16 protein-coding genes are annotated in these 21,434 nt (G+C 54.2%); 3 read left to right on the top strand and 13 right to left on the bottom strand.

Annotated features, from left to right (window positions below; all coding sequences use genetic code 11):
* Positions 1-76: 76 nt before the first annotated feature.
* The 8 genes from LOC67_RS13100 to LOC67_RS13065 form a co-directional block, all read right to left on the bottom strand.
* A complete protein-coding gene (locus tag LOC67_RS13100) occupies positions 77-1,633 on the bottom strand; it encodes a hypothetical protein (RefSeq protein ID WP_230263058.1) in 1,557 nt (518 codons plus the stop codon).
* A 5-nt stretch (positions 1,634-1,638) separates the two neighbouring features.
* Positions 1,639-3,171 carry a Tfp pilus assembly protein FimT/FimU gene (locus tag LOC67_RS13095; protein ID WP_230263057.1) on the bottom strand — a complete coding sequence of 511 codons (1,533 nt, stop codon included), beginning with the start codon at positions 3,169-3,171 and terminating at the stop codon, positions 1,639-1,641.
* On the bottom strand, positions 3,171-4,574 hold the full coding sequence (locus LOC67_RS13090) for a type II secretion system protein (protein ID WP_230263056.1): 1,404 nt from the start codon (positions 4,572-4,574) through the stop codon (positions 3,171-3,173). Before LOC67_RS13090 ends, LOC67_RS13095 begins: the two co-directional genes overlap by 1 nt.
* A gap of 83 nt (positions 4,575-4,657) precedes the next feature.
* The gene (locus LOC67_RS13085) at positions 4,658-6,040 is read right to left on the bottom strand and encodes a type II secretion system protein (RefSeq protein WP_230263055.1); all 1,383 of its coding nucleotides are present in this window, start codon (positions 6,038-6,040) and stop codon (positions 4,658-4,660) included.
* A 57-nt stretch (positions 6,041-6,097) separates the two neighbouring features.
* A complete protein-coding gene (locus LOC67_RS13080; protein ID WP_230263054.1) occupies positions 6,098-7,537 on the bottom strand; it encodes a type II secretion system F family protein in 1,440 nt (479 codons plus the stop codon).
* 237 nt (positions 7,538-7,774) lie between these two features.
* Positions 7,775-9,487, bottom strand: coding sequence for a GspE/PulE family protein (locus tag LOC67_RS13075; RefSeq protein ID WP_230263053.1), 1,713 nt, complete (start codon positions 9,485-9,487; stop codon positions 7,775-7,777).
* Positions 9,488-9,570: 83 nt separating this feature from the next.
* Entirely contained in the window at positions 9,571-10,692 is a 1,122-nt protein-coding gene (locus LOC67_RS13070) for a type IV pilus twitching motility protein PilT (protein ID WP_230263052.1), read from the bottom strand.
* 423 nt (positions 10,693-11,115) lie between these two features.
* Complete coding sequence (locus tag LOC67_RS13065; protein ID WP_230263051.1) at positions 11,116-12,876, bottom strand: GspE/PulE family protein; 1,761 nt, start codon at positions 12,874-12,876, stop codon at positions 11,116-11,118.
* 898 nt (positions 12,877-13,774) lie between these two features.
* On the opposite strand from LOC67_RS13065, the gene LOC67_RS13060 reads away from it, so the two are divergent.
* Together LOC67_RS13060 and LOC67_RS13055 are read left to right on the top strand one after the other, a co-directional pair.
* Positions 13,775-14,611, top strand: a complete 837-nt coding sequence (locus LOC67_RS13060; RefSeq protein WP_230263050.1) for a hypothetical protein — start codon at positions 13,775-13,777, stop codon at positions 14,609-14,611.
* The gene (locus LOC67_RS13055) at positions 14,589-14,789 is read left to right on the top strand and encodes a hypothetical protein (RefSeq protein ID WP_230263049.1); all 201 of its coding nucleotides are present in this window, start codon (positions 14,589-14,591) and stop codon (positions 14,787-14,789) included. The genes LOC67_RS13060 and LOC67_RS13055 overlap by 23 nt, the downstream gene beginning before the upstream one ends.
* 279 nt (positions 14,790-15,068) lie before the next feature.
* On the opposite strand, the gene LOC67_RS13050 is transcribed toward LOC67_RS13055, so the two are convergent.
* Together LOC67_RS13050 and LOC67_RS13045 are read right to left on the bottom strand one after the other, a co-directional pair.
* A complete protein-coding gene (locus LOC67_RS13050; protein WP_230263048.1) occupies positions 15,069-15,941 on the bottom strand; it encodes an SGNH/GDSL hydrolase family protein in 873 nt (290 codons plus the stop codon).
* A gap of 193 nt (positions 15,942-16,134) precedes the next feature.
* Positions 16,135-17,292, bottom strand: a complete 1,158-nt coding sequence (locus LOC67_RS13045; RefSeq protein WP_230263047.1) for a glycosyltransferase — start codon at positions 17,290-17,292, stop codon at positions 16,135-16,137.
* Between the two features lie 460 nt (positions 17,293-17,752).
* Here LOC67_RS13045 and LOC67_RS13040 point away from each other — a divergent pair, with 460 nt between their 5' ends.
* Positions 17,753-19,315 carry an FAD-dependent oxidoreductase gene (locus tag LOC67_RS13040; RefSeq protein WP_230263046.1) on the top strand — a complete coding sequence of 521 codons (1,563 nt, stop codon included), beginning with the start codon at positions 17,753-17,755 and terminating at the stop codon, positions 19,313-19,315.
* A 161-nt stretch (positions 19,316-19,476) separates the two neighbouring features.
* Here the strand turns inward: LOC67_RS13040 and LOC67_RS13035 are convergent, their stop codons facing one another.
* The 3 genes from LOC67_RS13035 to LOC67_RS13025 form a co-directional block, all read right to left on the bottom strand.
* Positions 19,477-20,385: a PEP-CTERM sorting domain-containing protein gene (locus LOC67_RS13035; RefSeq protein ID WP_230263045.1), complete on the bottom strand. Its 909-nt coding sequence runs from the start codon at positions 20,383-20,385 to the stop codon at positions 19,477-19,479.
* 62 nt (positions 20,386-20,447) lie between these two features.
* Complete coding sequence (locus LOC67_RS13030; RefSeq protein ID WP_230263044.1) at positions 20,448-20,789, bottom strand: hypothetical protein; 342 nt, start codon at positions 20,787-20,789, stop codon at positions 20,448-20,450.
* Between the two features lie 78 nt (positions 20,790-20,867).
* Positions 20,868-21,434, bottom strand: a 567-nt coding sequence (locus LOC67_RS13025; protein ID WP_230263043.1) for a hypothetical protein, incomplete at its 5' end; no start/stop codon positions are given.

Genomic DNA, 21,434 nt, shown 5'->3' with positions numbered 1-21,434 from the left:
ACTGTTCAGCATCGATGCTGTGGTTTGAGGTCCGCGTTACCTGCGTCCCCGCTATCCGGCCATAGGACCGAAACTTTTATAGACGAACCTGGAATTGCCTAACGCTGACGACGTCGGGTGCAATCACGATCGTGGTTCCATAATCGAAGTGATTGTATCCAGGGGGATCGGTTCCATTGGCAGGCATATCATCGAGCACAAACGCAGGTGGCGTTCCCCATGAAGGGCGAGGATCACTCGATGAAACTGGAAAATAAGGCTGCGCGTAATAAGGCGGAGTAGACGTGGCGAATAAGGCCGTTTGAATCGGATGAAAGACCCAGTCAGCACCATCAACGGTGATCTGGGTTTCGTACATGTCGACGCCACCACGTGTAACTACCGCGGGTTCTTTGACGACGTCGCTCACCCGGTACCAAGCAAATTTCAATGGTCCGGGAACAATCGAAATACCTGGGAAGACCGAGGGGTCACGAACATACTCGCGACGCATCAGCATCACCCAGCTGCCATTTCGGACCGGCGGCTTGACGTATCGACTGGTACGGAAAATGAATTCGGCTCCGCCCCCACCACTGATTGGTCGTTGTGCTGCGGAGACATAACCAACCATCTCGCCCGGAAAGATCATGCTTTCTTCGCGAGCGAACGACGCGGGCGCCGCTGGATCGTCGGGAAGCCATGCGGTGTAAGGACGTAAATCGTGTGCAGGCAAATTCCCCGATGCCGGACGGACAATCGATCCGTCAAAGTATCCACCGGGAACGGTGACAACCTTGCGATCTTGCATCGTGATCACGGCCGCATTGAAAACGTTGCTGCCGATGTCGCTACGGGACATCGCGACGATCGACGAAAACCGTGAACTGACGGTGTTCTTCTTTAGCGAAGCGGACGAGTTGGCAGAACGCTGGACGAACAACCCTGGCGGCTTTGTCCGATCATCGGGAACCAAAATTGAAAAGTCGTCGCTACGTCGAGCGTTGACTTCGGCGTTCATCGCCGACAACAACGATGTTCCGTTGAACGAAAGTCCGACACGAACGAAGCGTGGCAAATCAACCAGCTTGGGATAGGTCGGTCCGGCTCCCAACGATGATCCGATCGGATCCGTTGGCGAAACGTTGTATGGGTGCATCCGCGGGTCATAACACGGATACATGGTGCGGTCGTAGCCGTTTCGAATGGTCCCCGGCGTTGTACTGTCCGCACGCGGTGTTCCGGCGGCAGTTAAAAACCAAGGATCGATTACAAAGGCATCGGGAAGATTGGGCTGCGTGACTGTCGAAGCCCCGGTGTACTTGTCATAGACCGAGATCGTCGCGCCAAAGCTGTCCGTGGAAACTTCGTTGAATCGTAAGCCTGTTGCGGCTAGCGATGATGCGGAATTATTCGCGATGACGACTTCGTCAAACTTACCGGCGATCTCCGCAATTTCGGTCGCGACGCGGTTATTGATTTCTTCGACAGCTCGGTCCGTTTTCAATGCCATCGACGCGTTGTTGGTCGCGACCGGCAGGATCGATGCGACACCAAGCAAACCGATCGTCAGAACACCAATCGCGAACAACACTTCCATGATGGAAAGGCCGCGACGTGACGCTTGTCGAACGTTTATGCAAAAGCTGTTCATCTGAATCATTGCACAGCACCTCCAGTTGCCAACCGACGAGATTGCCGAATGCGGTCCGAAGCAACCGCTCGAGCAAATTGGCTGCCGGGAGCCGGGTTGTAGCCGTAGTAAGCCGACAGATCTGAAAGAATCGGTTGCGAGGCGACCGTTTGAAGCGAGATGTTGCCACTGAGCGGCTGGATATGAATCCAAGCACAATCGGTGTTTGCAAAGTTCGGCTTCTTCTTCATCTCCAAAGGCGCTGTCGGCCCAGGGTTATCCAACGGTGGATCGTTGGCGTTGATTTGATAGTCCGTCCCAGGAACTGAATCGGGAAAGCGTGCAACGTCATCGACATTGTTGACCACGCCGTCGACAAACCCGACGTTGAACGAAATGGTGGTCGCCGGATCGAACCGTTGATATTGGAATCCGACAATTTGAGACGGCGTTCCGGCGACAACACGTTGGTCGTAGTAAATCCCATCCAATTGACCGTCGGCGGCAAACATGACAATCACATCATTCAAACGCTGATCGGCGGCCAGTGATGGGATCGCTGCAGCAGGTGCGGGATCAACGACGACTTGTGAATTGAACGCTGCAGGCGCCAGAACCGAACCGGAGATCGACAGGTCGATGACCGTTTTGCCGATCATCGTGACTGGTGCCAAAGGCGCTTTGATCGGATTGCTGCGGAACTTGAACGGCATCGGCTGAAACGATGCGAGCCCCGCTGGAAAAACCGATGCAGATGCGGCTACGACTGCTCCCGGCGCGCCAATGGTCTGGTACCGCCCGGCAACCTGTGCGTTGCGTGGTGAGAAGTCGATGTAGTTGAAACTGATTAGAATCCCGTCGATGTACCGGTTCGCAGGTGTTGCGGGAACAACTTGTTCAACCTGTGGATGAACGGCAACTCGACCAGTTCCGATAGTCGTTGTCGGATTCGATCGGTCAAGCGTCACTTTTTCTAGCGACGTGATTTCAAAGACATAGTCGGTATTGCCGACTTCGAACTTTGTCCGTGTCCCGACCAAATTCGTTGCGGCCGTAGCGTTACCGAAGGTGTAGGGCGTCGCGGCCGCATACAACAACCCGGCAGCTTCACGCGGAATGAAAAATCGAGGTGCTAGCGAGCTACCACCGACCGCTTCGAAGATCGGATACGCCACCGCATCGGGATAGTCGCCGCGGTATTCCAGCGGTGACTGAACGTAATACATGCGAGTGGAGTAGTTCGCATTAAAGAAGTTCAAGGTATCGGCGGTCCCGTCGCCGATCGCATGGCGTCGACGCTCGATCACGATCCCAAATGGTCGACCGGTACGAATGGCCTGTGCACGTGCATTGATAAAGGCGCCCTTGACCAACGACGCTGCTCGGCCAAGCGAGTTCTGCCGCATGCTTTCTTTCAGCGTCGGCAAAGCGATCGCTGTCAGTACCGATGCGATTGTGATCGCCACCAACAGTTCCACCAATGTAAAACCGAATGCATTTCGCTTTTCCGATTCGGACTGCCGAGCAGTCAATCGATTTGATTTGACTGTGTTGGCCATTAGATTCCCGCATCAAGTGAAGTGATATTGTCGGCGGCGACTTCGCTATCCAAGATCGCGCCCAATCCGCCACCCTGCTTTGCCGTCACGATGGAACCGGTCGCCGAAATCGTGAAGAAGTAATCCGCAGGTGCGTTTGCCGTGACCGCGGAAACATCATTAAACGGATCTGGGTATCGCACGATTCCCATCGAGGGATAGGTCGGGCCATACGTCCCCGCCGGGTATCGAACCGACGATGCGCTGTAACCTTGATTCACACCAATTTCCGGCTCGACCGTGCTGGTGTCCGTATTGACGTAAGACAAACGCATTCCGAATTCACCATCCAATCCCGCGCTGACAACCATCGGTGGCAAGAAGACAGGAAAGAATGCGGTCGCCGGAAGCGTGGTCGGCGAGGGGTGCGCTGACTCGTTGAATCGCATATCCGCCGCAAGGAAGTCAAACGAATCAGGATCAAAGGGGTATTGGTCCGCCGCTGTACTGCCGGTGGGATCAAAGTTCTTAATCGTGGGCGAGCGAAAACCGATCGGGTTGCGGATGAACTCGTAAGGCTGTCCCCAGGCATCAAGGATTTCGGGAATGCCATCGCCATCGGTGTCAGCGATCTGCGTGTCGGGAATCTTGTCGATTGCCGTTTGGCCGAACAGTTCGGTCGTTGCCAAAATCAGATACAGACACTCAGCGGACTCGTGTTGGCGAGTCCAACCGATCGGCGTTGGTGTCGACGAATCAAATGGCAACACTCTCGCGTCATGTTTGAGAATCGCTTCGTAAAGCGCGTTGGACGACTCCGTAATGGCATCGACCTCTGGGTCTGTCGCCGCGCTGCTGCCACCGTTGGCTGTGTAGATCGCATCGATGTCCGCAGCGGACAACAAGTTGGCCAACGTTCGCATCCGGCTCCATTGTTCGGGAGGTTTAATCTGTGCGACGTTGGGCAACCAACCGGCACCCACGCCCGTAACGTGGTAAGTACGGAACTGCAAACTCGTCGGCGGATAGATCAAGTCCGCTTGGCACTCCGGAAGTACCATCCGAATCATGTCGCGGCGAGCCAAAAGTGTTAGCCGTGCCCGTTCCTGTGCCATGAACGAGATACGCTGAGCGTTCGTTGACATGCCGCCCGTTCCAGGGCCACTAATCGTATTAAGCGAAGTCTGACCGAGTTGCAATTGCTGCAATCCGCTTCGCCCATAAACCAAGTTCACCGGGGCTAACGAAACCTCGTTGACACGTGATTGAAGCAACTGGCCAAGACTAAGCACATCGGCTTGCGTTCGCTTGACACGAGCCTGCGTCGTCGCCGAAGCCAACGCGTACGTCAACATTCCGCCGAGCACGACCATGACGGAGATGACAACCAACAGTTCCACCAATGTGAAACCACGATGGTTCATCGCGTCATGAGTTCGGTTTGTCTTTTTAGCTAAGACCATGGGTTCTGCGTGAATGTGCAACGTTGCTTTGAAATGGATACAAATCAGTCGAGGATGTCTTCAAAAGTCCCATCAACCACATTGCCCATGTTGTCCCGGAATGGGTTCAGTGAGCGCGAGACCAATCCGGTGACGTCAAAACGTTGGATGTCTGGACGGATCAATCCCGATGGCGCGGTTGCCGTGCCGACGGGCCAAACTGCGGTACCATCCAACTTGAAGTAGATCGGCGGATCGCCAGCGGTTGGCGGATCGTTCGGGGTCGTGTCAAAGACTTCGCCGTACAAACCATCCAGGCCAGGGCCCATCAACTGGTAGGTGTTCGGATTGACGAACTGCCAACCGGCCAACGGGTTGATTCCAGATGCGGCGTAGGTAGCGCCGCCGGTCGGCGTCGCACCAGGGTTATTGCTGTAGACGGGACGGATGCCGTCATAACCGGTCGCACTGTCCGTCGACGCTCGTGCGTACCCGTTGTAAACACTCGGGTTTCCGGAACCGGCAACGACATCGATCGCGTAGGTCCGCGAATCGAAGTAGACCACGGGGCTGGCACCGGGCTTCAAACGATAGACCGGGAAGACGTCGTTCGGGTTAAGTGCCGAATCGTCATCCGCACTTGCGAAACGATCGGTGTAGGTTCGCGACCCGGTGCCGGTGGGTGTCTTAACCGACAGATTCCCTGGCTCCAAAGAGATCTCGGCAGCGGTACGGCTTGTGTTGTATTCGACGTTGGCGGGATCCTGACGTGATCCACTCGCATTCAAAATCTTTAGCGGTCCGCCATCACCGGTAAACGGAAACTGAGGATCGCTACTGAAACCTCCCAACGACCAAACAACCGCTTCGGCACGGTCCAGTGCGGTAGGATCGAAGTTGGCGTCAATGATCGCGACCGACATCTGGCTAGCATCATTGTCCGCGGTCTGGTCACAGAGGCGGAACAATAAATTCAGTTCGCTTTGCGCGATGTCCGGAAAGATCTTCAAGTAATGTCGCTTGACGATTCCCCAGTTCGAAAAGTCTGGTGGGTAATCACCGTACTTGGTGTAGTAGGACTCGATCCCCGATTCCAAGCTTGCCAATTCAGATTGTTGTGCAGCTTTTCCCGCAGCCCGGATGACACGGCCGATCGCAGGGATCGCGATCGCGGCGATGGCCCCGATGATGGCGATCACAACTAGCAACTCCACCAGCGTAAAGCCGCTTCGATCATTGCCGCTGCCGGCAACGATTGCGCGTCGACCACGCGTTGTCGTTAAGCTCGTCTTTGTCACTCTCATCATTCCGTTCCGCTTGTCGAATAGTTTCTTACCCACGAAGGCTTCACACAAATGCGAGGGCCTTCCCATCCAGTTCCAATCTGATTCTTTCACCGCCGCAATCATCGCATTAACGATTCGCGACTTTTCGATCCAAGCAGCCACCGGACGATTCCTCCACAGGAAAGGACGCGTCAGCGATGGCTTTGCACCGAACGTTTTTTAGGACGACAGACTCGTAATCAACTCAATCAGTGGCATAAACAAACTGATCACGATAAATCCGACCGTCACCCCAAGGAACACGATCATGATCGGCTCGATCAGAGCGGTCAGACCGTCGGTCATCGTCCGTACTTCTTCGTCGTAGGTGTCGGCAACCTTGTAAAGCATGGTGTCTAACTCACCAGTCTCTTCACCGACGTCGACCATGTTGACGACCAAGTCATTGACAACTCGGCCTTTGATCTTCATGGCATACCAAAGCCCGGCACCGACAGCACCAAGACCGATCCCATACGCCGCAATGAATAGCAGCGTCTCGACCATGCCGTCTTCATCCAACTTGGTACCGCGGCTGGTAATCGCGATCGACAACAGGACCAATCCGGGGAACGCGCCGAAGATGGCGAAGAAGAACACCGCCATCGGGTGAAAGCCCAACTGACTGTGATCTTTCAGAGGTTTACTAATCACCTCACCTTCGCGTACCGCTTCGCTGACTTTGATAAACAGCTTTTCGAATACCGCGTTCCCGGCCGTCTCACGCGTGATGTTTAGCGATTCCAAAATCGGCACACCGCTGCTAACCAAGGTTCCCAAGGTTCGCGTTGTCCGGGCTAAAATGTTCTTTTCAAGCAAGCCGCCGAATACAGGCACCTTGATGATGAACATGTCAAATCCGATTCGCCCATGCCGGAATTTGCGCATCAATTTGACGAACAGCAAAAACATGATCGGCATCACGATCAACAACCACCAATAGCTTTTCAGGTAGTTACTCATCGCGATCAACAACAAGGTTGGCGCGGGCAGCTTCAGTTCAAACTCGTCGAACATCTGCTCGAAGGTCGGAACGATAAAGATCATGATCCCGGTCACGATCAGGATCGCGACCATCGCGACGACGATCGGATAGATCAACGCACCTTTAACCTTTCGCTTCAACGATTCGGCACGCTCGAGGAACTCCGCCAAACGCTGCAGAATGGTTTCCAACGCACCGCCCGCTTCACCCGCCTTGATCATGTTGACGTAAAGGCGGCTAAAGATCTTTGGCGACTTACTCATCGCCTCGCTCAACGTCGAACCACTCTCGATCTCCTCGCATACATCCATCAGGGCAAACTTCAGCTTGCCTGGCTTTTGGTTGTTTTCGAGAATCTTCAGCGATCGCAAAATCGGCAGACCGGCGTCTTGAAGAATCGAAAGCTGGCGAGTGAAGGCACAAATGTGTTTGGTCTTTGCACCGCCGATCGCAAAGCCACGCTTGCCTTTCTTGGAACCAGCTTTGGCGGCAGCCTGTTTCTTGACGGAGATCTTCGTAACGAAGTACCCCATCTGCCGAATAGTGGTTTGCGCCTCTTCTTCGCTGGCGGCGTCGATCTCGTCACGGATCTCCTGACCGGCCGCGTCCATCGCTTCGAACTGAAAGGTAGGCATTTTGCTAAGCCCTCGGCGGTACCCCACGCGACACGATCAGCTGGACTCGATTAACAGCCGATCCGACCTGCGTAGGTTTCTTCAAAAAGTGATTTGTTAAATGTGCTGATAAGGTTGCTGGTTAATTCGCATCTGACACTCAGCGAACGCGTCCGACATGGTTCTTCCCAAGTCGGTCGCGTTTGCCCACCAAACACGATATTGAACCAAACACACTGCTGATGTTATTCGGCCGAATTATTCAGCCACGGTTTCTCGGACGACTTCGTCCAGCGTCGTGACGCCATCAAACGCCATCGACAATCCGGCTTCACGCAAGGTCGTCATCCCGTTTCGCTCGGCCTCGTCACGAAGCTCATCGGTCGAGGCATTCGCCATGACCATTTCACGAATTTTGTCGTTCATTACCATCAGTTCGAACAATGCGATCCGGCCTTTGTAACCAGTGTTGTTGCACTGATCGCAACCGATTCCTTTAAAGAACTTGCGGCCAGCAACGTCCTCAGGCTTCATCCCGAGTTCGAACAGCAATTCTTTGTTGACTTTGGTTTCTTCGCGGCACTTGGTGCAGATCCGACGTACCAAACGCTGCGCCAGAATTGCCTCCACCGTCGCACAAGTCATAAAGGCTGGGATGCCCATGTCCTTTAGACGCGTGACCGTCGCCGGCGCGCTGTTGGTGTGGAGCGTGCTAAATACAAGGTGACCGGTTAATGCCGCCTGGATGGCGATTTCGGCCGTTTCCAAGTCACGGATCTCGCCGACCAAAATGATATCCGGATCCTGCCGCAAGATCGCACGCAGGCAGCTTGCGAATGTCACACCGACATCATGATCAATCGGAATTTGGATAATGCCATCGATGTCGTACTCGACCGGATCCTCGGTCGTGATCAGCTTGTCTTTGATATCGTTCATTTCCGACAACGACGAATACAAGGTCGTCGTCTTTCCGGACCCGGTCGGACCGGTCACCAACACAATGCCGTTGGGCCGATCGATCGCTTCACGGAATGTCGCCATGGTCTTTTCATCCATACCGACGTTTTCCAGCGACAGGTTCACAACCGAACGGTCAAGCACCCGCATGACGACGCTTTCACCGAAGATCGTTGGCAGAACGCTGACGCGAAGGTCAACCGGGTGACCACCGACCATCAATTCGATTCGACCGTCTTGCGGCATACGACGCTCGGCAATATCCAGGTTCGCCATTACCTTGATTCGCGTCGTAATCGCAAACGCCAAGTGACGTGGCGGGGGAACCATTTCGTACAGGACGCCTTCCGCCTTGATTCGGATTCGGAATTCGTCTTCGAATGGTTCTAGGTGAATGTCGCTGGCGTGGTCTTTAATCGCCAACAGCAAAACCATGTTCAATAGTTTTCGCACCGGCGCCGAATCGGCCAAAGCTTCCGCATCGGTGATGTTGAACTTCTCGCTATCCAAAGCCGAAACGGCTGCTTTCAGCTCTTCGTCTTCGGCCAGTTCCGCGACCAGCTTTTCAACACTTTCGGATTCGCTGTCATAGTAGCGCCCGATGGTTGTATTGATATCTCGTTCGGTCGCGACGACGACGTCGATGTCATAGCCAAGGAACGTCCGAAGTTCGTCTTGGACGCTCAAGTTTTGCGGGTCGCAAGTCGCCACGGTAAGGCGATTGCCTTCGAAGCGAATCGGCACGACACGATAGAGCTGCGCCATCGTTTCGGTTAGCTTCTCGACCAGTTCCGGCGCCAGCTGAATCTCTTCCAGCGACACGGTCTGCATCGACATCTGCTCGGCCAGCGCCTGGATCAGCTGCTCTTCGGTGATCAGCTGCATGTCTTCGGCAACCTTTCCAAACAGCGCACCGGGCTGCTGTTCCTGTTCCTCGAGCACGATATCTCGCTGCTCGTCGGTCAAGAAACCAAGGTCGACGAGGATCTGTCCGATTCGACGTGGGGCCATGGAAGCGTTCTTGCTTTGATAACTAAGGGGCTACTAAATGCTCATTCAATCTGTCACGGGCGTGAGAAGCGATCACTGCTTCATCAACCCTTTCCGCTCTCGTCGTCCGAGATCGGCACCGGGGAATCGTCCAATCCGCGACGGGCTTGCACGATCCGCTTTGCCAAGTCATCCGGCCGGTGTGCTTTCGACAGGACGTCTTCGACGCTGACTCGTTCGGCCTTCCAGTGCTGGAACAACGCATCGTCCATCAATTGCATCCCGAACTTCGCACCGGTTTGCATCGAACTGCTGATCCGGAACGTTTTGTTCTCGCGAATCAGGTTTGACACACCTGGGGTGACAACCAGGACCTCATACGCAGCACAGCGTCCACCGCCGATCTTGGGCAGTAGGGTCTGCGCGACGACGCCGATCAAGGTACTGGCCAACTGCGTTCGAATCTGATCCTGCAGGTTACCCGGAAACGCGTCGATGATTCGGTTGACCGTGCCCTGTGCACTGTTGGTGTGCAGGGTGCCAAAGACGACGTGCCCGGTTTCCGCCGCACTGATCGCCGCTTCGATGGTTTCTAAGTCACGAAGCTCGCCGACCAGAATCACGTCGGGGTCTTGCCGCAACGCTCGGCGAATCGCTTCGGAGAAGCTCGGCACGTCGACACCAACTTCACGCTGGTTGATCGTGCTCATTTTGTGGTCGTGATAAAACTCGATCGGGTCTTCGATCGTGATGATGTGGTGGTCAACGGTTTCGTTCAGCAAGTTGATCAAGCTCGCCAAAGTCGTCGACTTACCAGACCCGGTTGGCCCCGTCACCAAGAACAAACCGCGGGGACGGTGCACCATTTTGACAACAGCTTCTGGCAATCCCAATTGCTCGGGCGTCAGCTTGTCATTAGGAATCTGACGCAGCACCATCGAGATAAACCCGCGCTGCTTAAACACCGACACCCGGAATCGCGCCAGTTCGCCAAACGCAAAACCAAAGTCAGTACTTCCGGTTTCCTGCAACTCTCGCTGGCAGCGTTCCGGCGTGATCGACTTCATCAACGCAACCGAATCTTCCGCCTCCAGCGTTTTTGTCTCCAGCTTTCGCATCCGGCCATGCAAACGAAAAACAGGAGGCTGACCAACGACAATGTGAATGTCGCTGACGCCCTGTTTCACGGCGGCCTGGAGAAGCTTGTCAATAAGTACGGTTGCCATCGATTGGATCCTTCGTGAGCGTGATCGATCAGGTGCTCGTCTCAGCCTGAGGTGCCACCAGTGGACAAACGGTCCGTTGGATGACGCCGATTTGGCGAGCGTTCAGGCGGTGTGTTGGATGGCGAGGAGTAGAACAGCTTTTGCCCGAACTGGCGGTATTATGTTCGCAATACCCTGAAACTTCAAAAATTGATGGCGTGAAACATCGAAACTTTGTGGGGCTCCCCCCAACAGAGCGTCATCACGCGATCACCTCGCCGCCGCACTCGGCCTGACGAGCGTCAATAAGAATTAGCGCTATCGGCAGCCTAGCACGCCGCTAGCAAACGGCTGCCTGAAAGCGGCCAAACCGAACCGTATATGGGGGCGCAAGACACTGCGGCCGGACGCTTCAGCAGCGGCGGCATAACCGCCAAAATCGACCTATAGCGAGTCGAGATCTTCCACCAAGTGGTGGAGCGCCAAGTGCTCCTGCTCGGTCTGCTTAGCAACCCGGTAAACCTCTTCGAAGGTCGTGATCCCGCGAGTCACCTTCAGCATCCCATCGGCGTAAAGTGTTGACATACCATTCTTTATGGCTTCGATCCGGATGCTTTTGGTGTCTGCACCTTTGAACATCATTTCACGCAACTTTCCGTTGATCACCATCAACTCATAGATACCAATCCGGCCTCGATATCCACTGCGACCGCAGTACGGACATCCCTTGCCTCGAGCGAACTCAGCCTGAGCAATCATTTCTGGTGGCAACATGCTATCCGCGATGACTGACTCGGTCGGTTGATAACGCACCTTACATCGCGGGCACAGTGTCCGCACCAGACGCTGAGCCATGACGGCGATGACCGAACTTGCCACCATGTAGGATGGAACACCGATGTCCACCATTCGACTAATAGCACTGGGCGCATCGTTCGTATGCAGGGTACTGAAAACCAGGTGTCCAGTTAATGAGGCCTGAATACCCATGGATGCTGTTTCGTGATCCCGCATCTCACCGACGAGAATGATATTAGGTGCCTGTCGCAACATCGAGCGAATGATGCGAGCGAAATCGAGCCCGATGCTGTGCCGGACCTCGACTTGGTTGATCCCCGGAAGGTAGTACTCAACAGGGTCTTCGGCAGTGATGATCTTGCGGTCAGGACGATTGAGCGCGTTCATTGCCGCGTACAGCGTCGTGGTCTTTCCAGAGCCCGTTGGCCCCGTGACCAGGATGATTCCATTGGGGCGCCGAATGAGCGAGTTGAACGTTCGGTAGTCACGTTGACTCAGACCCAACTGACGTACACCAACCTTGATGTTGTCTTTGTCGAGCAGTCGCATCACGCATGACTGACCGTGGTTGGTCGGGATGATACTGACCCGCAAATCGAGCTGCTTGTCACCCACCGTGATCTTGATCCGGCCGTCCGTTGGTCGTCGCTTTTCCGAAATATCGATCTTCGACAGAATCTTGATCCGGGCGATTAGCGCCGACAGCATCCGCCGTGGGGCCGATTCTCGCTCAACGCAAACGCCGTCAATTCGATAACGGATTCGGACCCGCTCCTCGAAGGGTTCAACGTGGATATCGCTGGCCCGAAGCTGGACGGCTTCTTGAATCATCAGGTTAACTAGGCGAATAACCGGAGCGCTACTCTCGTCGCCATCGTCGCTGGTTTCACTGACTTCCCCCGTATCGGTCTCGGTAAAGTCGATCGCCGTATCGGTGAATTCCTGCAACATCGAGTCAGCCGATTCACCTTCGACCTGCCCGTAATACTGGTTGATCGCCCCCTGGATCGACTCTTTTGGAGCCAGAGCGGTTTCGATCTTTCGGTTCAGAATGAAACGGAGCTTTTCGATCGTTTCCAAGTCGAAAGGATCTGCGATCAAGATTCGCAGGGCACCGTCTTCCTCGGCGTAGGGCAGTACCATGTTTTCCCGCGCTACCGACTCGGGAACCAATTCGATCACTTCGTCGGCCACTCGCGTTTCACGCAAATCGACGTAAGGAATCTTGTGGAACTTTGCCATCGCCTGTGCCACTTCTTCAGGCGTCGCGTATTCCATCTGAACAAGAATGGCCCCGACATCCGAAGATGTGTCCTTGGCAACCTGCTCGGCTTCGGAGAGCTGGTCCAAGCTGATGACGCCGTTTCGGAGCAGCAGATCGGTAAAGTCTTGGATAGCTTGGCCCATATCGAGATGCTTTGTTCGTGGGGTGACTAAAAAAGAGGATGAGGTGCGAAGGCGATTGTTGTCGCTTCTGCCTCACAGGATAACATCTGGAATCGTGATTCGGTCACGATGAAATAAACGAATCCGAATCCGACCGGTTTACGCAGACGCAGTTGCACCAAGCGAATCGCGTTCGCAGGACTCACGATCGCACTAGCGCATCATAACCGTCGCTATCGATTGACTCGACAGATCCATCCCAGACCGAACGCTTCGGCTGCATGGCGTCATCGCAGCAGCTCAGATCCGCTAGCGAAACAACATCGCGGACTTACGAGACGAAGCACGCCATGCAAACCTGACGAAACCATTGGTGGTTGACATCACACCACCCGCAAACGTTCATCATCGACCGCACCACATACTGTGCTGCTCATTCGGCGACAACAGGACTATTAGGCATCTCGCTTGCGACCAGCTTCAACTGGAACGGATAAACGGCGTGCTAACTTGAATCGATGCGAAGCCAACAAACTTGCTTACCTTAACTGGCGTGGTCGAGCCAACATGATCCACCCTGGGGGAGTACCCGTCGGATATCCCTACGATCGGTAAACTCGTCTCAAGTTCATTGCAATCCGGTATTTTCGCCTGACCCAATTAGGGAAACTGTGGCTTTAGGGGTTTTAGTTCCGATTTCGTTGACAGTTGAAAATTGCGGTAACTATACTTCCGGCAGTGCGAAACCGTGGGTTCCGATTCCGGGCGCCCGTTTTGCAACAGTTTGGCGTGGGCACCAAAGGCTTTTCGTCCCACTCAAAATCCGGCGCGCTGCCGCCAGATTCGTTCACTATCCGTTCGACCATTTGCCCGACCAAAGATTGGCCCGGAATGCATCTGCAACAGGAAAGCTTCTAAGATGACGTTACTTGGTAAAGCGTTTACCGTCGTTATTCTCCTACTCAGCATAACGTTTATGGGGTTGGCGCTGGCGGTCAATGCATCCCACAGAAACTGGCGCGATGTTGTCCTCGGACCCTCTGGTTACAAGGCACAAATCGAAGCCTACGCACAGCAGAACGAACAACTGCAAGATGCTCAGCAGCGAGCTCAAGCCGCCCTGTCACGCGAACAGGTTGCTCGGCGAACTTCACTTGCTGCACTTCAAACTCAACTCGATCAGCTCAACGATGACCTGGCTCAGCGAATCGCTCGAGTCCAGAACCTCGAAGAAAACCTCGACAAGCTGACCCAGACTGACAAGATCCAAGCGGAACAGCTGCAGGAGCTGACCGACGCCAACAAACGCCTGCGTGAGCAAGTCACCGAAGAGCAAAAGAACCGCGATGACTTGTTCGCTCAAACCTTGGTACTGCAAGACAAGTTGAGCGAATCGCAAGGCGTGCGACTCCAGCTTGACCAACGCAACAAGAACTTGGCTGCGGAGTTGACCCGCTTTCGTGAAGTTGCCGACCACATGGGAATCGACCCCAAAGCTCCACTGGACGGAGCCCCACCGGATCGCAACGGAAACGTGTTGGTTGTCACTCGCAACAAAGGCTTGGTTGAAGTTTCGATCGGACAAGATGACGGCATCCGCGCCGGCCACCAGTTGGACGTGACGCGAAACGACCGCTACATCGGACGACTGCGAGTTGTAAAAACGGAACCCGATCGGGCCGTTGCCGAAATCATGAGAGACTACAGCGAAGGTTTTATTCTGGAGGGTGACCGTGTCGACACTTCCATCGACTGATAACGCAAAGCAACCGCCAAGCGTCTATACCGTCATGCTTGTCATGAGCATGCTGTTTTTGCTGATCGCCGTGATCGCGATGTTTATCGAGTACCGTCGCTGGGCGCCGGACTACTGGCGAACCATGACCGCTCGCCCAACCGCTGCCGTGGTCGTAGACGCCGACCACTACGCCTAAAGCGGCAAACACAACAAGACCAACAATAAAGCCGGCTGTGAATCCACAGCCGGCTTTTTTCGTAAACGCGTTGTCGTGTCAGCGCGAGCAATCATCCCAATTTACCTCACCACTGAGCCGGTTCGCGCTAACGACGGTTGGCAGAGCCAGCGATCCCCTCACATCGCAATGCCCAACATCAGCCGCTGAGCGTTAGCTCACGGTTCCTACCACAAACCGTTCCCCCCACCGAACCGCACGCTCGCGCGACGCGGCTGATGACAACAACGACAACAACTCTCAATCAAGCTCATCGCTTGCCGCTTGCGCCAACACCGAATGCACCAGTGTCGTGGGGTGAATCACATCCCAGTAAAAATAACTCGCACCTTCAGCGGGACTTATCTCGCCAGCTGCAATATCATCGAGAGCCGCATCAGTCGTGTTCGTGAAACCGAACAACTGCGGAATCGCGAGCCCTAACATGGTCAGGTTAAACGTGTTCAAGCGATGAACTTCGATCGACAACTCTGACTCAAGCGAATCAAGTCGCTTGTTCAATAGATAATTGAACCGGAGTGAAAGGTAATTCATCACCAACCGCTCCAGCCAACCTTCGACCGCCGGCGCTTCGCCGAGAGCGGACATCGATGGGACCAAGAACTCGTCGGCCCCCATGGCCGCTAGATCACGGATGTGTTGCTCAATATTGCTGACCGCAGATGAAGGAGACTTCATCGTTAGCAGATCATTCGAGCCGGCCCACAACACCGTCAACTGATCCGGATCAGGAATAGCCAACAACTGATACGTCTGAATCTGAACGCCAACCGTTGGCACCAACAATCCTGGAGGCCCCTGAAAAATTCCATCCGGCGGTGCCTGATATCCAAAACCTGTGCTCGAACCTCCCACTGCGAAATTCAGGACCTGTGGATCAGCCAAACTTAGATCAACTTGAAGGTAGTCAATCCAGTTGGGCCCATTGCAAAACCGGCCCTGAAAATACGGAAAACCAGCCGCTCCTCCCGGAGGAATCCCGGTCGCTGCGTAGCTGTTGCCCGTATCACACAAGCTGTCCCCGAAGACGACCAACCTTGAATAGGTAGCCTGAGCCGAAACGGCTGACACCGAAACAAACACAGCAAGACTGAACAAAAAGCATCGAATCATTCGAACACTCCGTGAAAGGCAGATAGGAAACAACCCTTAAACACACGGAGGCTACCAAACTCCCCAAAAGAGCTAACCCCAAATCGAAAGATTGCTAAACCTTTTTGGCTGCACAGAATTCGCGCCCTTCACCGAGAACCAGCAGAACGTAAGACGACTTCGCGAACGACCATGCCCGAGAATCGACAGATCTCTAGAGCTGCCGGTAGATTTTAGCAATGGATTCCATTCGGCTTTGGAAACTGAAACGCTCTTCGACGGTGCGCCGGCTTGCATTGGCAAGCGAATCACGCTGATTCGGTGACTGCGCCAACTGCCGCAACGCTTGACCAATCGCATCGGCACTACCGGTTTCGATCAGCATACCGTTGTTGCCATCACTGATCAGATCCGGCATCCCGGCAATGCGAGTCGAAATGACCGGGACTTTCATCGCCATCGCTTCCAAAACCACATTCGGCAATCCTTCGCGATAGCTGCTGAGAACATAGACATCGCCTGCGCGGTAAACCACACGCGGGTCAGCGACGAACCCAAGCAACTTAATCACTTCGGACAAGCCTAACTCATCGATTTGGTTTTGGAGCGCATTTCGAAAGGCACCATCGCCGGCAATCGCCAAGGCAACATTTTCGCCATCCTTGATCAATTGAGCGACCGCATCGATCAAAAGGTCAAAGCCTTTCTCATCAGAGAGGCGGCCGACTGCGATCACCAGTTTTGTCTCGGGTGCAAAACCCAATCGCGTCTTCGCTTCCGACTGCGCCATTTCAAACTCATAGTCATCCAAAGCGATCGCATTATCGATTAGCGTCAGTCGCGAACTCTCGACGCCAAGCTTTTGGCAGTCCTCAAACAAGTCCCTCGAAACGCAGATGACCTGTTCGTAGCGAGCCAGACACCACTTATCGATGGCATAATACAGCGGCGTTTTCCACGTCTTCTGAACCCAACCGTGCACCGTGGTGACGAGCCGCATACCGGGGAAGTGCTTCTTCAGCAGAAGTCCCAATAGATTTGACTTGTAGTCATGCCCATGCCAGATCAAGGGCGACGATTGAAAAGAACCTTGCTGAACGATCTGCTCAACAGCCACTCGCATGCGTTTGACAACGCCAATGTCCTTGATCCCAAAGTCATCGACCTCAACAAGCTTCGCCCGTTTCTCTACGGCCCGCTTCCGGATGATGTCAAACTTTTGATCCCCTGGATCGCGCAAGTAAACACAAACCCCGTGGTACCCCAACGGCTCAAGAAACCGAGGGGAATTCAAGATCGTCTTCTCCGGACCACCTCCCTGACCGCTGATCACGCGGGTATGAAGAACCAACGGCACCATCTGAGAATTCACATTCGACTCCAACTGCCATCACCAAGCATCGTAGCTACCAAATCTGCTGAAATAGCGTCCCGACCTATCAAAAACCAATCCGATCGGGAGTGATTGTATTCGGACACACTTCACCCATTGCTTCAAATCGTTCCGAAAGGCCATTCGGCAATACAAATCGCGCCAATCCTGCATTTCCTGAAGGCGTTGACGGTTCCCATCCAAGCTGGTGCCAATTCCACCGATTGTGAGAAGTCGCACTTGAACTGATTCGCGAACGAGCTTGAAACAGCCTCTCCTCGCTTGTTTTTGACCTAAAACCTAGTAGTGGCTGCAGTTGGGCGCGACGCTTGCAACTTTTGCATCACTACCGCCCCGCGGTGCCGAAACGCCACCACGCCCCAATTGGGACGATGTCAGCGTTGTGCCCCCGGCCGTCATTTTGGTAATGGCAGATGCCTTCACCACCGACCTTGAAGCGATGACAAGCATTTCCGAATCGTTAAATCCGACAGCGGGGCAGCCTGACCTAGGAGTCTACATGTCCGCCCCTGCACCCACCTCTGATCGACTTCGCCCGATGCTGCGATCGGCACTGCAATCGATCGTCGGCGACGAGAACTTTCTAGACGATTCAGGAACTCGCAACGAGTACAGCAAGTCGACGCTTCCCAAGTCAACCTACTCTGCAGCCATTGTCCGCCCCAAGTCTGCCGAGCAAGTCCAACAGATCGTACGGAAACTGGGCGAGTTTGGAGTCCAGTGGCACTGTTTCAGCCGCGGGAAAAACTGGGGCTACGGCGACCGTTGTGCCGCCACAGATGGACAGGTGTTGATCGACCTAGGGCGAATGAATCGCATTGTTGAGATCAACGAAGAACTTGCCTACGCGGTGATCGAACCCGGCGTTTCGCAAGGGGAACTAGCTGGCGAGCTCCTGAAGCGAGGCTCGCGCTTGATGCTCGATGTGACAGGCGCAGGCCCAGACGCCAGTATCGTTGGCAACATCCTACAGCGAGGGTTTGGTCACACGCCTTATGGTGATCGCTTCTCACAATCGTGCAATTACCAGGTCGTGCTACCCAATGGCGATGTAACGCACACCGGGTTTGGCGACATCGACGCCAGTCCTGTCGGACACGTCTATCCGTACGGGCTGGGGCCGAATGTTCAGGGGATGATGCCTCAGAGCAAAAACGGGATCGTCACGCGGATGACGATCTGGTTGATGCCTCGACCGGAAGCGATCGACGGCTTCGGATTCAAAACCGATGACGATGCAACGTTCAGCCAGATCGTGGATTGCATCGGTCGCCTGCGACAAGCCGGTGTGATCGACAGTGTTGTTCACCTTGCCAATGATCTACGGGTTGCATCATCGCAGCCGATCATGCAATCGATCCAATCCGGCGATGGACCATTAACTGCCGAGCAGCGTCAGCATATTCGCAAGGAGTTGAAGATCGAACGCTGGAATGGGCTTGGTGGCCTGTACGGTCCACGGTATCTGGTCGACGCCAAGCGTGACGAGATCAAACGAACGCTTGGGAAGTACTGCAAGGTACGCTTCTTTAAGCAATGGCAGGTCAACCTATTAAAGACAGCGGCCGAGAAAGCCCCTGACTGGAGAATCGCGAACCGTTTCAAGAACTTCGTGCACACGATCAGCGATGTGAACGATTTGCTGTGCGGTGTCCCCAATTCCAATCACCTAGAAGGCGCGTTCTACCGGAACCGTCCCGAATCTGGGGAAGTCACCGACGCGGGACTGATCTGGACCGCACCAGTAATCCCTTGCCGAGGCGACGACGCTCTAACACTAGTAAAGACAATGGAACCGATCGCCAACCAATACGGTTTCGACCTTCCCATCACAATCTCCCCCGTAGTCCCCCGCGCCGCCGTCTGCATCACCAACATCTCCTTCGACAAACGAAGCAAAAGTCAAGCAGCGAACGCAACCGACTGCCACATGCAGCTTAAGCAAGCTATCGGCGAGAAAGGCTACCCAAGTTACCGAGCATCAATCGTTGCCAAACGGTGATCCATAGACCCGTTCCGCACTTTGTGCGATTAGCTCCTGACTGACAACCACAAATACGATCGAGAAACACACACAACCATCGACAAAAAAACGAGCCACCCACAAAATAGGCGGCTCGTCGTCGATTTTTCAGTCAGACTCGATGGACGAGTCAAGCTTCTTTAGCGTTTGCGTCGACGAACAACCGTCGTGATGAGACCGAGTACGCCGAAAGCAGCAAAGCTCGAAGGCTCGGGAACAGTACCAACGCTAACGCTGGCCGTTTGGTTGATTGTCAAGGTGTAGAAAGAACCAGCAGTCAGATCGAAGTCGAGCGACTGGTAGCTACCCGAGATAAATACCGTTGCTGGGCTTCCCGACGGCGGAATTGAAATGAATTGGTTCAGATCCGCTTCTGCTGAAGCCCCACCGAAACCAGGAACAGCCGCGCCAGATTCACTCAGTGTCACAGAAAAACTGGTCCGAGCACTTGAATAGAAGTTCAATGGAGCGAACGAGTCTTGGAGCAACATGTCGACTAGAGCGTCGAACTCCAAGCGGGCAGTGATGTCCGAAGTTGCGATGAAATTGAACGAAGATGTATTCGTCACGTTCGAAGACGCACCACCGATTGCACCGAGGTTATCGACGTTGAAATCAGCCTGCGTGGTCGCGCCAGCAGGGGTTGGAATCAATGCGTATGGACCAGGATCGATGATATCAACGAACGATCCGCCGTAGAGCGATTGCGAGCGTAGATAGTCGCCAGCCAAACTTCCAGCCACAGCATCTGCTGCCTGGATTGGAGGAATGATGATTCCGCCACCAGTGACGAATGCTGTTCCGTTCGTAGTAACGGTCGACGGGGCAGCGGTTGAAAGCGAAGCGCGGTTCGTGGCAGACGTCGTTGAGGTCGTCGCTTGGATGTCCGCAGACAAATCGCCATTAAAACTCGCGGTCAACACCGAATTGTCACTCGTATCGATAACACGAATGTTGCTGAGCGAGAGAATCGAGTGTCCCATAACACCCGCAGAAGCTGTGGAAGCAGACAGCGCCAACACAGCAAGGCACATAAATTTCTTTAGCATATTACTCTTAAAACCTTAAAACATAGACATGTGTAACTCAAAACGGAAAGCTGAGTTACCGCCTATGAAGGCTTTAAGACCGTGACTAACCAAGGATCTCTCGCGGCACCGCTGCTAAAAAGGCCGCGCGTTCCAGACATCTCAGGAGAGATCAGACCGGCCATTCGGCATGCGATGGTCGCGGCTAAACTTAGCGAGCTACCAGAGAGCAAATCGTGCTGCGCCATCTCGCAGTCACGGACGTTTTGCACTGCCGGCACGCTATCGTCGCCACTTGCACTGAGAAGAACAGCGACGGATTCCAAATCACACCCATCCACATGACCACTATGCATCACTCCAGCAGAAACAATTCCGGTGGTGAGATAGCTGGTGAGAATCAGTAGAACTAGGCGATAGAACATATTCTGGATTATAGACAAAACGCCGGGGGCATACAAGACCCTTCCTGGGACCAGCTTACACGTCGATCTTGCTCCCCGCTACACCTTGCAATGGACATTCGCCCACCGCAAATAGCAGATTGCCCCGAACCATCCTCCCGAAAGTCTAGCTAGGAAACCAACCGCATCCACAGAGTGTGATTTCGAGATGATTTGAATTCCCTCCCCGATGGCGGTAAATACCGTCAGCGCAATCAACGATATCAGAGTGACGACGAGAACTGGCCGAAATGTATTGCTTACGTAGACGAATAAAGCGCCTACGGGAGCTGTGAAGAAGAAAGTCCTGAAGGCATTCGTGAACATCGCGTAGTCATTGCCAGATAGAGTCCCGGCTTGCATTCTTTCACGCGCGGCGTGATACCGCCCAAACAACTCGGCTTTGCTATTAACCAAATCGAATGGAGCCAGCGATGCGGCCAAGTAGACCACGCAGCAAACACTTAAAAGGCCAAAACGAGTCGCCATACCTACGCCACCCGAGGGCGTCGCTTCGCCACCAGGTGATTTAGATCGAGTCATTGCGCCCCCCACGAACGTACCGACAACTGACCAAAAACAATCGTCAATCGCAGCCACTCTTGATTGAATGAACAGCTGTGATAA

Origin of the sequence: Stieleria sp. JC731 (assembly GCF_020966635.1) — a bacterium.
Lineage (GTDB): Bacteria > Planctomycetota > Planctomycetia > Pirellulales > Pirellulaceae > Stieleria.
Note: the sequence above shows the minus strand (reverse complement) of the source record. Positions and strands in the feature narration are given on the sequence as shown.